Origin of the sequence: Kocuria sp. WRN011 (genome assembly GCF_002295155.1) — a bacterium.
GTDB lineage: Bacteria > Actinomycetota > Actinomycetes > Actinomycetales > Micrococcaceae > Kocuria > Kocuria carniphila.
This window is the reverse complement of sequence record NZ_NSGI01000005.1, coordinates 19,888-34,582: the sequence shown is the minus strand read 5'-3', so window position 1 is coordinate 34,582 and position 14,695 is coordinate 19,888. Positions and strand designations below refer to the sequence as shown.

Here is a 14,695-nt window from a genome sequence, read left to right as displayed (position 1 = left end):
AATGGGACGTTCTGCTACTCACTCTAGGCAGTGCCGGGCCCGCCGAGGCAAGACCTTCAGCGATCGGCGAAGCCCTCGACCGGTCCGTGCTGCACTCCGTGGTGGGCGCCGTGCTGGGCCGCCAGGTTGCGCAGGTGGTACGCGAAACCGAGGGCGGCTCGGCCGCGCAACCGCCCGGAGGTGATGGCTCGGATCCGGTCCGTGGCCTCCACGCGCGCGCCGTGGGCTCGCAAGACTTCAACCACGGCCTCGTCCTCGCTGCATTCCACGTTCGGAAAACCGCCGGCGGCCTGGAACGCACCGGCCCGCACGCCCATGTTGGCCGCGTGGATATAGGGGTGACCTTCGGACAGGTCGTGCTCCAGATGCCACAGCCTGAACACGTGCTCGGGGCATTCGGTCGGGTCCGGTTCCACGGTGCCGAGCACGGCATCGACCCCGGTCCGCGCGCGTTCCACCTGGTAGCTGAGCCAGTTCTGCGGGACGGCGGTGTCCGCGTCGGTGGAGGCGATCCAGTCCGCCCCGAGACGCAGCGCATGGTTCGCTGCGGCCTGCCGAGCCCCACCCGCACTTGCCCAGGTGCCCTCCAGGACCTCCAGTTCCGCATGCCCGTTCAAGACCGCCGACGACGCAGCCCACGCCTCTCGCGCGGCCCCCACCGTGCGGTCGGTGCAGCTGTCCGCGGCGAGAATCACGGACACTCGCGCATCTGATTCGGCACGCAGCAGGGCGTGAACGGCCCCCGCCACCGACTCGACGCACCGGACCACGCGCTCCTCCTCGTTGCACGCGGGTATCACCACCGCCACCCGCTGACTCATGCGCGGCCGCGCTTGGTACGCGCGTAGATGTCGATCTCGAAGTCAGCTTCGCGGTGCTCCACCAACCGCGTGAGGTTACGGCGCCGCCGGGCCTCACGATGCACGTCATCCCCGTCCAGCGGCCAATCCTTGATGGGGTGGCGCCAATGGCACAACACCAAATGCCCGTCGGACGAGAGCGCCTTGGTGCACAGGGACAACAGCTTTTTCCATTGTTCGGGTGAGCAGAAGTACCCCACCTCGCTCACCACGATCAGGTCCAGGTCGGTCCAGTCGGGGTCCCATTGTTCTGGCAGCACGGCGTTACGCAATTGCACGTTCTTGAGGCCCCGCTCGGTGAGGCGCGTTCGGGCCTTGCCCAGGGCGACGTCACTCGCGTCCACCGCGGTCATCACGCCCACGTGCGCGGCCAACTGCGCCGTGAGGGCACCTGTGGAGCAGCCGATGTCCAGGGCGCGAGGGTACAGCTCGCGCGGCAGGCTGGCCGTGAGCACATCCCGCTTGCGGTGTTCATAGCGGGAACTGTCCACGCTCCACGGGTCCTCGGATTCGGTGTGAACGCGGTTGAAGACCGGGGTCTGATGGGGAGCGGCCAGGATGAAGTATTCGCGTTCCCGCTCGAAATGTTCCAGGATATGCGGACCGAGCAGCACCTCGTCCCCGGGTTGGTCCGAAAGTGGACGCACCTGGGAGACGTGGTGTTCCAGAGCCTGCTGTTTGGCGTCCCGGTCCTCGTCCGAGAGTGGCACGTACACCAGGCCGCGTGGAAGCTTGCCGGGTGTCCCCCAGTGCCACCACCAAATGGGGTACTGGACGCAGCGCACGGCCGCCGCACCCGCGGCCTCCTGCACCTGAGCGGCGAGGATCTCGTGATCCGGGTGGCCGTCCTTGACCCACGTCACCACGGCCAGGGGGTGCCGGCCCTGAGCCAACCACGTCATGGCTTCGCTGACGGGGTCTGCGAGCGCCTCGGCCGTGAGTCCACCGTCGGGCAGGGCGAGGTACTCGGGAGTGACACAGCCCGCGGTGATCGCACCGACTGCTTCCGACATTTCCAGATGGCGCACGCGTGACAGCGTTTGCTGAGTGTGCGTCGGCGAATCGGGGTGGGACTTCTCCCCCAGCGTGGCCACGATGACCCGCACCGAGGAGCCCGCCTGATTCAACCGATGAACGGTGCCACCGGCGCCCAAGGTCTCATCGTCCGGGTGCGCAGCGAAGACGACCGCGCGGTCCACGCCCTCCAGGTCCAGCTCGGGCGCGGTGCGCAGGGCCTTGCTGTCCGCCCATTTCTGTTCGGGAGTTCCGGGCTCCCGGTGGTCGAAGGTCACCATGGTGTCCCCTCCTCGCCCGCGGGAGCCGCGGCCAGCAACAGCTCCCCGAGCGCCTTGTTGTCCCGCTCCGCATGATCCTGACGGATGTACACCTGCAACGACATCACACGCCTAATGTGGGCGGCGTCCCCGGTGAGGGGCCCCGGCCCGGTCGCCCGGGAGACCTCGCGCAGCACTGTTTCCGCCGCGTCCGCCACGGTGCGGCGAACTCGCAGCGCCCACAGTGCGCCCTTTTCGCCCGTGGCATCACCATTGTCGACGGCGCACGCCGCTCGATCCAGCACTGCCGACGCCGCGGTCAGGGCCAGGTCCACGCGACCGAGGTGGGCGAGAGCGACGTCGTCGAGCGGTTTGCGTGGTTGTCTGGAGCGTTGCCAGAGGAGGTCCGCAACGGACTGCGCGCCGCCCAGCCAGATCGCGGCCACTCCCATGCCGCCCCATGCGAATCCGGGGCGGGTCAGGTACCACTCGTCCTCACCGAGTGGCTCGGCGGGCACCTCACGGAAGTCCACGGCGGTGGTGGGGACGTCCGCGAGGCCCTGGGCAACCCACGTGTCGTTGTGCTCGGGCAGGAACCCAGCATGGTCCGTCGAGATCACGAACGCGCGGCGGTGGCCGGTGAGCTCCCCGCTCTCGTCCGCGACGTGTGCGGTGACCACGGCGCGGCTCACGAAGTCCGCGAGCGAGCACCACGGCTTGGTACCGGAGAGCGTCCACCCGTCTCTCGACGGCGTTGCGGTCAGTGGGGTGCCGGGGCCCTCCGCAGCCCACACGGCCCAGGTGTCCGAGTCGGTGAGGAGGTCACGGCGGCCGGCCTGATCGATGATGGCAGTGGCATCCAGGTGGGGTTCGACGATGCGCGCCAGGGCAAGGTCTTGTCTGGCCAGATCGCTCATTCGTGCCCAGAGCTCACGCGTGCTGCCCTGACCGGGCAGGGGCAATTCGCGGGTCAGAGTGGTGGCCTCGGCCAGACCGTGGCGGACGAACTCCTGGACCTCCCGCTGATCGGGTCGAGGAGTCTGAGGGATCGGCAACGTCGACTGGTCAAACACAGTAATAAGCCTACGTGCTTTGGGCCCGCGGCCGCGTACGGTGTTCCGCGTGGAACCGGGTTTGTATCATTGCTAGTAACACTGACCGTGGTACACCGTCCGAAGGGGCCCCTCATGTCCACCACCGCAGGAATCTTCACCGTTGACACCACGTCTACGGTGCCGGTGTACGAACAGCTCGTTCAGTGCGTCACGGACGGCATCGCTTCCGGATCTCTGGAAGACGGTGACAGGATTCCCCCGGTGCGCGCACTGGCCACCGAACTGGGCTTAGCGGCCGGAACCGTGGCCAAGTCCTACCGCGCCATGGAGGCCAGCGGCGTGATCGAAACCCGCGGCCGCAAGGGCACCTTCATCGCCCAGTCCTCCGACGACCGTCACGCAGCAGCCTGCCGTGCGGCCGCCGAGTATTTGGACCGCGCAGCGGGAGACCTGCACTATTCCCCCGAGGAATGCCTGCGGATCGTGCAGCGGATGCTGGACCAGCGCGCCGCTGGCTGAGGCCCGCGGTCCCGACGATCACCCAGCACACGGCGAGGCCGCACCAATCGGGCCGGTGCCAGCTACCTAACACCGTTTTGGCCACCCCCAAGTGCCCCGCCCGACCATGCAAAGGCCGCGCACCATTTGATGCCGTCTTACTGCACGGTAGGGCGGGTTACTTTGCAGTAAGGCCGGATGAAATGGCGTCCGTCGGCCGCTGGACGGCGCGCAGCCTACGAATCGACCCGCCAACCGGACCGGAGTAGGTCATCCAATTCGTGACCGGTCGAACCGTCCGCGGACGGAGTGCCCAGGGCCCACGCGGCAGCCAGCGTCGCGAGGTACAGGTTCCGACCGGTGAGTCCTTCACGCGCATGCCCATCCTTCTGGGCTGCCTGCAAGAACTCACCTGTTGTGTCGATGACCTCTTGGCACGTGAGCCGCAATGGAGAGTCCTGCTCGCCCAGCGCGGTTCGTAGGGGTTCGGGCAGGCCCTCGTAGGCTCGCATCCAGCGACTCACGGCGTCGAGCCAGCGCTCCAGTGCGGCACCGGAGTCGACGGAGTTATTCTGGATGACTTCGGCCTCGGCGCTCAGGTCCGGCTGGTGGTTCTCCAAGACAGCAGCAACCAGTGCGTCCCTGGTGGGGAAGTGACGGTAAAGGGTCCCCGCACCCACCCCCGCCCATTTCGCGATGGCATCCATGGAGACATCCAAACCCCCGTCGGTAAACGCCAATTCGGCAATCTCCACTATGCGCGCTCGGTTTCGACGGGCATCAGCACGAATGGGTCGCGTGACTGAGGAGCTTGGGTGCGACGGGCTTCCGCCTGCGGCTGAAGTCATGACGGGAACCGCCTTACTGATTGATTAACGGAGAGCCTCTCCGTATTTTGGATCACGAACCGGAGAATGTCTCCTAATATCTCGCAAAGGACTGCCATGAGCAAACGACAAATGATCCTCGGCATGCAACTGGGTAACGGCTACGGATCTCAGCCCATGGCCTGGAAAGCACCGGGTGTCGATCCCGCCAACTACACCAACTTTGACGCCCAGGTGCGGTACGCCCAGGCCGCCGAGCGGGGCAAGTTCGCGTTCCTCTTCCTCCCCGATTTCGCCGGAATGAGTAAGGGTCCGGAACAGGAAGCTCCCATGCTCACCCTGGACCCCATGATGACGCTGGCCGCGATTGCCCGCGGCACCGAGCGCATCGGGCTGGTCGCCACCGGATCCACCACGTTCAACGAGCCGTACAACACCGCACGCCAGTTCAAGACGCTGGACGTGATGAGCCACGGCCGCGCGGGATGGAACGCGGTGACCACGAGTGATCCCCTGGTGGCCGCGAACTACGGTCAAGAAATCGCTCCTCGACCCGAACGGTACGAACGCGCCCACGAAACCATCCAGATCGCCCAGGCCTTGTGGGGCAGCTGGGAGAAGGACGCGTGGATCAAGGACCCGGCCACGTCTCAATTCGCTGACGCGGGCAAGATCCAACCGATCAACCTGCAGGGAAAGCACGTGGCCTCCCGCGGACCGCTGCCGATTCCGCCCTCCGAGCAGGGCCAGCCGGTGGTCTTCCAGGCCGGTGGTGGTGACTACGGATTGGGGCTCGCGGGTCGGTACGCGAACGCCGTCATCGGTGCCACGTTCACCATTGAGGATTCCAAGGCTCAGCGGGATGCTGTGCGGAAGGCCGCCGTAGATGCCGGCCGCGACCCCGATGAGATCAAGTACTTTGCAGGGGTCATGCCCGCCATTGCGGGCAGCAAGAAGGAGGCCCTGGACCGCCGCGTGGCCCTGGGCCGCGAGGTCTTCCCCGCCCGCGTCCCCTACCTGGGAGCGATGCTCGGCTTGCCGTTAGACGTGTCCCAGATAGATCAGCCGCTGACTCGGGAGCAGCTGGAAGCTGCTCGCCCCAGCCCCTTTGACCCCCGGTCGCAGCGGGCCTACGAGGTCGCTCAGGAAGGCTGGAGCATTCGGGACATCCTGGCCCACGGCGTGATCGACTATCACCCCACCCCCGTGGGCACGGCAGAGGAAACCGCGGACCACCTTCAGGAATGGTTCGAGGCCGAAGCCGTGGACGGGTTCTGGGTCTCCATCGACGTCTACGAGGACGGCATCGACACGTTTGTGGATCAGGTGGTGCCCATCCTGCAGGAGGGCGGGCTTTACCCCACCGACTATCAGGGAACCACGCTCCGCGATCACCTGGGCGTTCCCGAGCAGTACGGCCAGGATCCGCGCCTGAGCTGACAGGGCCCGCCATTCCATGACGCCTTACTGCAGGGTAAGGGCCCCTACCCCGCAGTAAGGCCTCATCAGATGGTTCCCGCTCAGTGGGCCTCACGGGTTGGGGCATCGCGGGCTCGGCGGACCAGGCTGCACAGAGGACGACGACGCGAGCGGGCTGGGAGCTCGCAAGATCGGCGCGGCCAGGTGGTACAGACGACGACGCGAGCGGGCTGGGAGCCCACTCGCGCCGTGTGGTGTGGAGCGTCGTCGTCGTTCGCGCCCGCGTTGGTGTAAAACTGCCGTGGTCCCGCGCGCGGTTTCGGGAGTTCGACGCCGCGGGACGTCGCGCGTCGGTTACTTGACCGGCGTCTGTTCGACCGGCCTGTCGTTCTCGTTGGTCTTGCCGCCGTTACGCACCACGAGCGACAGCAGGAACGCCAGGGCCGCGAACACGGCCAGCAGCGTGAGCCCCACGAAGTACGAGCGGTTGTCCGGGTTGTAGGTCGCGCCCATGACGAGCGGCGGGAAATAACCACCCAGGCCGCCAGCGGCGGCGATGATGCCGCCAATGGTGCCCACGTCCTTGGCGGGAGCGGCACGTCCGACCCAACCGAAGACACCGCCGGTGCCCAGACCCAGGAACACGGCCATGGCCAGGAACAGTGGACCGTAGACGTGCTCGGCGTCGGGCTGGAAGGCCACGAGCATGGCCAGCACGATGGTGCCGCCGAACGAGGTCAGGGTGACGATCTTGGGGCCGAACTTGTCCGCGAGCGTGCCACCGATGGGACGGGCAACCACGGCCGCGAGCGCGAAGCCGGCGGTGCGGGTGCCGGCGGCGGTGGGGTCGTACTCGTACACGTTGGCCAGGTAGGTCGGGAGGTAATTGGAGAAGGCGACAAATGCGCCGAAAACCACGGCGTAGAGGAAGCACAGCTGCCAGGTGACCTTGAGGCTGAAGGCCTGTTTGAGCTTGGGCATCATCGGTTCGACCTTGCGACCGGCACGCGCAGGAAAATCACGCAGCATCAGCCAGCACAGCAGCGCGCTGACCGCCACGATCGCGGCAATGATGATGTGGGTGGTCATGTACCCGGTAGCCGCCACGAGCCGCGGGGTGAAGAACGCGGAGACCGCGGTACCCACCATGCCGGCGCCGAACACACCGGTCGCGAAGCCCTTGCGATTGGACTCGTACCAGGCGGAACAGAACGGGATACCGATTGCGAACACGGTGCCCGCAATGCCCAGGAAGAACGCGACCGCGACCAGCAGCGGGAAGTTGTTGAGCTGACCCACCAGGCCCGTGAGCAACACCAGCGGTGCGGTGATACCCAGGATCACGGTGAACATGACGCGCCCGCCGTACTTGTCGGTGAGTGCACCCACCGGAACGCGGGCGATCGAACCCACGAAAATCGGCATGGCCACCAGGATGGCGGTCTGCCCCGGGGTCAGCGACATCTCACCGGCGTAGCGCTTGGACAGCGGTCCCACGATGGTCCACGCCCAGAAGCCCACGGTGGACGCCAAGGTCGCGAGGACCAGGTTCTTGAGTTGACCCTGCTTCAAGTTCGGTGCCGCTGAGGCGGCTTCAACGGAGGACATGACGCTCCTTCTGCGAAAACTGCGAGTGCTGAGACGTAGTGGGCAGGGAGGCGCTCCGACAAGGGCGCCTCCTACACCGGAAGTGACTTACTTGACGCGCGTGGAACCGGAATGTTCGCGCGGAGGCCGAGTGCGGCGTCGTCCGCTGTCGCGATCCTGGGTACCGATCGGCTCCCAACCGCGGCGCACCGGGGCGGAACCGGTGCGGGGGCTGGAACCGCGCGTGCGGTAGACGATGTACGGACGGAACAAGTAGTGCAGCGGCGCGGTGAACGCGTGCACCAGGCGCGTGAACGGCCAGATCGCGAACAGTGCCATGCCCCACAGCACGTGAATGTGGAACGAGGTGGACGCCGCCGCCATGGCACCGACATCCGGCTGCAGGATCCACAGCGAACGGAACCACGGGGACACCGTGACTCGGTAGTCCACGGTGTTCGGGTCGAACACGGCCAGCACGGTGGTGGCCAGGCCGGCCAGGATGGCACCCAGCAGCATCACGTACATGAACTTGTCGTTACCGGTCGTGGCCATGAACACCGGTCCGGTGCGGCGCCGGCGAACGATCAGCATCACGATGCCCACGAGCGTGCCCACGCCGGCAACCGTGCCGATGGACAACGCCAGGAAGTGGTAGGCGTGCTCGGACATGCCCACGGCTTCGGTCCAAGATTTAGGAATCACCAGGCCCACGATGTGCCCTACAAGCACCGCCAGGATGCCGAAGTGGAACAACGGGGAGGCGATCCGCAGCATGCGGGATTCGTAGAGCTGGGACGAACGGGTGGTCCACCCGAACTGGTCGTACTTGTAGCGCCAGATCAGCCCGCCGATCAGCACCGCCATCACCACGTACGGCAGCACGCCCCACAGCAGAGTGTCGAGAATGTTCACTGGTTTCCTCCGGTCATGGGCAGGAGTCGGGGGTCGTAGGCATCCAAGCCCACGGATTCGGTGGGCGGACCGTAACCCGCCATGCGCGCCACCGCGGATTCGTCCTCCGGGGACGGTCCGGGCAGCGTTGAGCAGACCAGTTCCACCACGCACGCGTGGGGCAGGTTGTCGCGCAGCAGTGCGAGCCGCAGCAGTTCCAGAGACGGTCGGTAGCGCTGCAGCAGCTCGAAACCGTCCTCGGGTGAGACCCGCGCAGCGAATTCCAGCACCACGGGCAGGTGGTCGGGCAGTTCCTCGTCCCCGAACACGCACCCGTGGGCGCGGTAGACCTGCTTGAACGCGGACAGCGCCTCGCCGCGACGGCGCGTGTCACCGTCCGTCCAGTAGGTCAGGTGCAAGCTGTGGCGGCGCGAGAGATCGTACTCCTGGACGTAGTCACCCTGAATCTCGCTCAGGTCACTCTCGCGCAGCCAACGGGTCAAGGGTTCGACGGCGCTCGGGGCCACCCCGACCTCAACCAGGGCGTCCTCGAGCACGGGCAGTTGGTCGATCAGTTCTCGATCCGGGTAGCCCAGCAACACCGCAGCGGCCTGGCGGATGACCGCCGAGCGCTGCGGATGACGGTCCCGGTACTCGGGAACGTTCACCGTGCCCTTGGTGGCCTTACCCAGCAGGGTGGAGAGCAACCCCATCATCGGCCCCCGTCGGAACCGGCGGTGTCGTGATCGGGACGGGTCCACGGATCACGCGACGTGGTCGAGAGACTGTCGGCGTCCTCGCGATTCCGGGCCGGGAACAGCCCGTCCGGGCTGCCGTTGCCGTCCCAATTGAGCAGGTTCACGCGACCGGCCAGTTGCTCGTTGCCCGTGGGGTCCTCCCCCATCTGGCGGGAGCGCAGCGCCTGGAAGTTCTCCACGGCCACCGGCATCGGGCGACCCGACGCCTCACCGAACACTCCGGTCTGACCCATACCGGGTCCACCGTCCACGTCCAGCGAGCAGCCGATCTCCTCCAGATTGTGGGCGTCCTCAACGTGGGCTGTGGGAATAACGTAGCGCTCGTCATACTTGGCGATCGCCATGAGCCGGTACATCTGCTTGATCTCGGCACCGGTCATGCCCACTGCCTCCGCAATGGACTCGTCCGGGGCGTCACCAAGGGTGATGTTGCGCATGTAGGCGCGCATTGCGGCGAGCTTGCGCAACACGTCGGTCACGAGTTCGGTGTCACCCGCGGTGAACAACTCCGCCAGATACTCCACCGGGATGCGCAGGCTCTCGATCGCGCCGAACAGGTTCTCCGGATCCTCGCCATCGTGACCCTGTTCCTTGAGCAGGTCCACGATGGGCGACAGCGGGGGCACATACCAAACCATGGGCATCGTGCGGTACTCGGGGTGCAGCGGCAGGGCCACGCGCAACGTCTTGGCCAGCGCGTACACCGGCGACTTGCGAGCGGCGTCGAGCCAGTCCTCCGGGATGCCCTCCTGACGAGCGGCGGCAACGACCTCTGGGTCGTTGGGATCGAGCATGAGGTCCAGCTGGGCCTCGTACAGATCCTGCTCGTTGGGTGTCGCGGCGGCCTGGGTGACCTTGTCTGCGTCGTACAGGAAGATGCCGATGTAGCGCATGCGGCCCACACACGTCTCCGCGCACACGGTGGGGATACCCACCTCGATGCGGGGGTAGCAGAACGTGCATTTCTCGGCCTTGCCGGACTTGTGGTTGTAATAGATCTTCTTGTACGGGCAACCGGTCACGCACTGGCGCCAACCGCGGCACTGGTCCTGGTCCACCAGCACGATGCCGTCCTCGGCGCGCTTGTAAATGGCGCCGGAGGGGCACGATGCCATGCAGGACGGGTTCAGGCAGTGCTCGCACAAACGCGGCAGGTAGAACATGAAGGTCTGTTCGAACTCGAACTTGATCCGGTCGTTGGCTTCCTTGTGGAGCTTCTGGATGATCGGGTCCAAGTGGCCCATCTCCGTGGCGCCGCCCAGGTCGTCGTCCCAGTTGGCCGACCACTCGACCTTGGTGTCCTCACCCGTGATCAGGGACTTGGGCCGTGCCACCGGGAAATCATCACCCGCGGGAGCGTTGACCAGGTTCTCGTAGTCGTAGGTCCAGGGCTCGTAGTAGTCCTTCAACTCCGGCTGCACCGGGGAGGCGAACAACTGGGCGAGCTTCTTGAGCTTGCCGCCGGACTTCAACTTGAGGTTGCCCCGCTTGTTGAGTTCCCAGCCGCCCCTCCAGGTTTCCTGGTCCTCGTAACGGCGCGGGTACCCCTGACCGGGGCGGGTCTCCACGTTGTTGAACCATACGTACTCGGTACCGGCACGGTTGGTCCATGCTTGTTTACACGTCACCGAACAGGTGTGACACCCGATGCACTTGTCGAGAGTCATCACCATGGCGACTTGAGCCATGACACGCATCAGTACTGAACCTCCTGCGAGCGCTTGCGGACAATGGAGACGATGTCTCGCTGATTTCCGGTGGGGCCCATGTAGTTGAAGGCCCAGGACAGATGGGCGTAGCCGCCGATCATGTGGGTGGGTTTGACCAGGATGCGCGTGACGGAGTTGTGGATACCGCCGCGCTTACCCGTGGTCTCGGACTTGGGAACGTCAATGGTTCGCTCCTGGGCGTGGTGCACGTAGACCACACCCTCGGGCATGCGGTGGGAGACCACCGCGCGTCCGACGAACACGCCGTTGGTGTTCACGCACTCGACCCAGTCGTTATCGGAGACCTCGATGGCCGTGGCGTCCTGCGGGGACATCCACACCGAGGTGCCGCCGCGCGAGAGCGACAGCATGAACAGGTTGTCCTGGTACTCCGAGTGGATCGACCACTTGTTGTGCGGGGTCAGGTAGCGCACCGCAATAGACAGCTCACCCTTCTCCCCGAGCTTGGGCTCACCGAACAGCCGGTGCATGTCCAGCGGCGGTCGGTAGGTGGGCAACATTTCACCCATGTCCTTGAGCCAGTCGTGATCCAGGAAGAAGTGCATGCGGCCACTCAGGGTGTGGAACGGCTTGAGCCGCTCGATGTTCACCGTGAACGGTGCGTAGCGCCGGCCTCCGGTTTCCGAACCGGACCACTCCGGTGAGGTGATCACCGGAACGGGTGCCTGCTGAGTGTCCTTGAACGTGATGCGCTTTTCCTCCGAACCGCGCGCCAGATCGGACAGTTCCTTGCCCACGCGCTTCTCGAGCGTCTCGAAGCCCTGCGTGGCCAGCTCACCGTTGGTCGTACCCGAGAGCATCAGGATGGCCTCGGCCATGCGCTGATCGGTGTCCAGCGCGGGGCGGCCCTCCGCAGCACCGGAATCGAACACACCGTGCAGGCGACCCAGCTGGTCGACCTGGTGCTTGACGTCGAACGTGACGTTCTTGGTGGTCAGACCCAGCTTGTCCGCCAGCGGTCCGAGCGCCACGAACTTGTCGCCGATCGCGGTGTAGTCGCGCTCCACGATCTTCAGGTTGGGCATGTTCTTGCCCGGGATCGCGGGGAGGTCCGTGCCCTTCCACTCCGGCGCGTGACCGCCCGGTTGGGCAATCTCCCCCGGGGTGTCGTGGGTGAGCGCGGTGGCCACCACGTCCTTGCGCACGCCCAGGTGATCGCGGGACTGCCGCGCGACCTCGTCGGCCAGCAACTGGAACATCTTCCAGTCCGTCTTGGCCTCCCAGGGCGGGGAGATCGCCGGGGTGAAGGCGTGCACGAACGGGTGCATGTCGGTCGAGGAGAGGTCGTACTTCTCGTACCACGTGGCCGCCGGGAACACGATGTCCGACAGCAGCGTGGACGAGGTCATGCGGAAGTCCGCCGAGATCAGCAGGTCCAGCTTTCCTTCCGGGGCGTCCTCGTGCCAGCGCACGTCACGCGGCTTGGAGGCCACGTGGTCCTCGCCCTGCACACTGTTGTGGGTTCCCAGCAGGTGCTTGAGGAAGTACTCCTCACCCTTGGCCGACGAGCCGAACAGGTTGGAGCGCCACAACACCAGCGTGCGCGGCCAGTTCTCCGGGGCGTCCGGGTCCTCCACGGCAAAGTTCAGCTCGCCGTTCTTGAGCTTGCTCGCGATCCACTCGGGTTCGCTGCCCGCCTCACCGCGTTCGACGGCGCTCGTGGCGGCTTCTGCCACATCGAGCGAATTCTCGTGGAACTGCGGGTAGAACGGCATCCAGCCCAGCCGCGTGGACTGCGCGATCACGTCCGCGGTGTGCATGCCCTTGAGGTGGCCTTCTGCGAGAGGTGACTGCAGCGAATCCGATGAGTAGCCGTCGGAACGGAACTGATCGGTGTGCATGTACCAGAACGCGGTGCCGATCATGAAGCGCGGCGGGCGCACCCAGTCGCTGCCGGAGGCCATGGTGGCCCAGCCCGTAATCGGACGAGCCTTCTCCTGACCCACGTAGTGCGCCCAGCCTCCGCCGTTGCGCCCCTGGCAACCGCACAGCATGAGCATGGCCAGGATCGCTCGGTAGGTCGCATCACCGTGGTACCACTGGCAGATACCGGCGCCCAGGATGATCATGGACCGGCCCTCGGACTTCTCCGCGTTGGCGGAGAACTCGCGGGCGGTACGGATCACGGCCTCGGCGGGAACCGAGGTGACCTCTTCCTGCCACGCGGGGGTGTAGGCGGTGTCCACGTCGTCGTAGCCCTTGGACCATTCGCCCGGCAGGCCCTCGCGACCCACACCGTACTGCGCGAGCATGATGTCGAAAACGGTGGTGACGGTGCGGCCGGCCACCTCGGTCACGGGCACTCCGCGGTGGATGACCGATCCTTCACCGGTCGGATCCGTGAACGCCGGCAGCGCCAGGTCGCTCACCTCACCCCGGTAGCCGGAGGCGTCCGCGATCGACAACGACGGCGTGACTCCCTCCAGATCGAGGTTCCACTTGCCCTCGTCGTGCTCGTTGTAGCGGAAGCCCATGGAGCCGTTGGGAACCACCGGCTGATGGGTGTCGCGATCCAGCAGCACGGTCTTGAACGCGGGATCAGCCTGCGAAGCGGCGTCGTCGTCCCCCGCGTTCGCCAAGTCCTGGGCGGTGAGGAACTTGTCCGCAACCACCGTGCCGTCCTCGCGGCGGGACAGTGAGACCAGGAACGGAAGGTCCGTGTACTGGGCGACGTAGTTCTCGAAGAACGGGACGCGGCGGTCCACGAAGTTCTCCTTGAGGATCACGTGCCCCATGGCCATGGCCAGGGCGGAGTCGGTGCCGGCCTGGGCGGGCAGCCATTCGTCCGCGAACTTGGTGTTGTCCGCGTAGTCCGGGCTGACGGAGACGACCTTGGTGCCTCGGTAGCGCACCTCGGCCAGCCAGTGGGCATCCGGGGTGCGGGTCACGGGAATGTTGGAACCCCACATCATCAGGTAGGTGGCATCCCACCAGTCACCCGATTCGGGAACGTCCGTCTGGTCGCCGAACACCTGCGGCGAGGCCACCGGGAGGTCCGCATACCAGTCGTAGAAGCTGTTCATCACACCACCGATGAGGTTGATGAACCGGGCACCTGCGGCGTGCGAGACCATGGACATCGCGGGGATCGGCGAGAAGCCGATGCAGCGGTCCGGGCCGTAGGCCTTGATGGTGTGCACGTGGGCGGCGGCGGCCATCTCCACGGCTTCCTGCCAGCTGGAGCGCACCAGTCCGCCCTTGCCGCGGGCCTTCTGGAACGTCTCACGCTTGACGGGGTCGTTGACGATGGACTCCCATGCGAGCACCGGATCCGAGTGGATCTGCTTGGCCTCGCGGTACATCTCCAACAGCACGCCGCGCACGTACGGGTAGCGCACACGCGTGGGTGAATAGGTGTACCAGGAGAACGCGGCGCCGCGGGGGCAACCGCGTGGTTCGTATTCGGGGCGATCCGGGCCGACCGACGGATAATCCGTTTCCTGGGCCTCCCACGTGATGATGCCGTCCTTGACGTACACCTTCCACGAGCAGGATCCGGTGCAGTTCACGCCGTGGGTGGAGCGGACAACTTTGTCGTGACTCCAGCGGTTGCGGTAGAAGGCGTCGCCCGCGCGACCACCCTCCCGGAACACGGCGCGACCGTCCTCCGTCTCGTCCCAGCGGGAGAAGAATTTCCCGAGTTTCAATAACGCGTTCGACGCCGGGCCATCGACCCCGGCGGGGGTTTCGGTGGTAGCCATGGAGCCACCGTACCCCTAATCAACATTCAAAATGCCTATTTAACGCGCCGGTAACCCGAAATCCTTCTTTTCGGGGCTGACTTGGGAATATG

At 65.9% G+C, this 14,695-nt stretch carries 11 protein-coding genes; 2 read left to right on the top strand and 9 right to left on the bottom strand.

What is annotated here, in order from left to right; genetic code table 11:
* Positions 1-56: 56 nt before the first annotated feature.
* The 3 genes from CKW39_RS07955 to CKW39_RS07945 are packed head-to-tail and all read right to left on the bottom strand — an operon-like array spanning position 57 to position 3,207.
* A complete protein-coding gene (locus tag CKW39_RS07955; protein WP_095797614.1) occupies positions 57-821 on the bottom strand; it encodes a glycosyltransferase family 2 protein in 765 nt (254 codons plus the stop codon).
* Complete coding sequence (locus CKW39_RS07950) at positions 818-2,155, bottom strand: PIG-L family deacetylase (protein WP_095797613.1); 1,338 nt, start codon at positions 2,153-2,155, stop codon at positions 818-820. The genes CKW39_RS07955 and CKW39_RS07950 overlap by 4 nt, the downstream gene beginning before the upstream one ends.
* A complete protein-coding gene (locus CKW39_RS07945) occupies positions 2,149-3,207 on the bottom strand; it encodes an acyl-CoA dehydrogenase family protein (RefSeq protein ID WP_216823167.1) in 1,059 nt (352 codons plus the stop codon). Before CKW39_RS07945 ends, CKW39_RS07950 begins: the two co-directional genes overlap by 7 nt.
* 114 nt (positions 3,208-3,321) lie before the next feature.
* Between CKW39_RS07945 and CKW39_RS07940 the strand changes: the two genes are divergently transcribed.
* Positions 3,322-3,708 (top strand): GntR family transcriptional regulator, encoded by a 387-nt coding sequence (locus CKW39_RS07940; protein WP_095797612.1) that lies wholly within the window; start codon positions 3,322-3,324, stop codon positions 3,706-3,708.
* A gap of 215 nt (positions 3,709-3,923) precedes the next feature.
* On the opposite strand, the gene CKW39_RS07935 is transcribed toward CKW39_RS07940, so the two are convergent.
* Complete coding sequence (locus CKW39_RS07935; protein ID WP_095797611.1) at positions 3,924-4,535, bottom strand: TetR/AcrR family transcriptional regulator; 612 nt, start codon at positions 4,533-4,535, stop codon at positions 3,924-3,926.
* Positions 4,536-4,631: 96 nt separating this feature from the next.
* On the opposite strand from CKW39_RS07935, the gene CKW39_RS07930 reads away from it, so the two are divergent.
* A complete protein-coding gene (locus tag CKW39_RS07930) occupies positions 4,632-5,954 on the top strand; it encodes an NtaA/DmoA family FMN-dependent monooxygenase (RefSeq protein WP_095797610.1) in 1,323 nt (440 codons plus the stop codon).
* Positions 5,955-6,287: 333 nt separating this feature from the next.
* Here the strand turns inward: CKW39_RS07930 and CKW39_RS07925 are convergent, their stop codons facing one another.
* From CKW39_RS07925 to CKW39_RS07905, 5 genes are all read right to left on the bottom strand, one after another.
* Positions 6,288-7,541, bottom strand: coding sequence for a nitrate/nitrite transporter (locus CKW39_RS07925; RefSeq protein WP_095797609.1), 1,254 nt, complete (start codon positions 7,539-7,541; stop codon positions 6,288-6,290).
* Between the two features lie 87 nt (positions 7,542-7,628).
* The gene (narI, locus tag CKW39_RS07920) at positions 7,629-8,435 is read right to left on the bottom strand and encodes a respiratory nitrate reductase subunit gamma (RefSeq protein ID WP_095797608.1); all 807 of its coding nucleotides are present in this window, start codon (positions 8,433-8,435) and stop codon (positions 7,629-7,631) included.
* Complete coding sequence (gene narJ, locus CKW39_RS07915; RefSeq protein WP_173674303.1) at positions 8,432-9,127, bottom strand: nitrate reductase molybdenum cofactor assembly chaperone; 696 nt, start codon at positions 9,125-9,127, stop codon at positions 8,432-8,434. The genes narI and narJ overlap by 4 nt, the downstream gene beginning before the upstream one ends.
* On the bottom strand, positions 9,127-10,869 hold the full coding sequence (gene narH / locus CKW39_RS07910) for a nitrate reductase subunit beta (RefSeq protein ID WP_095797606.1): 1,743 nt from the start codon (positions 10,867-10,869) through the stop codon (positions 9,127-9,129). Before narH ends, narJ begins: the two co-directional genes overlap by 1 nt.
* Entirely contained in the window at positions 10,869-14,603 is a 3,735-nt protein-coding gene (locus tag CKW39_RS07905) for a nitrate reductase subunit alpha (RefSeq protein ID WP_095797605.1), read from the bottom strand. Before CKW39_RS07905 ends, narH begins: the two co-directional genes overlap by 1 nt.
* Between the last annotated feature and the right edge of the window lie 92 nt (positions 14,604-14,695).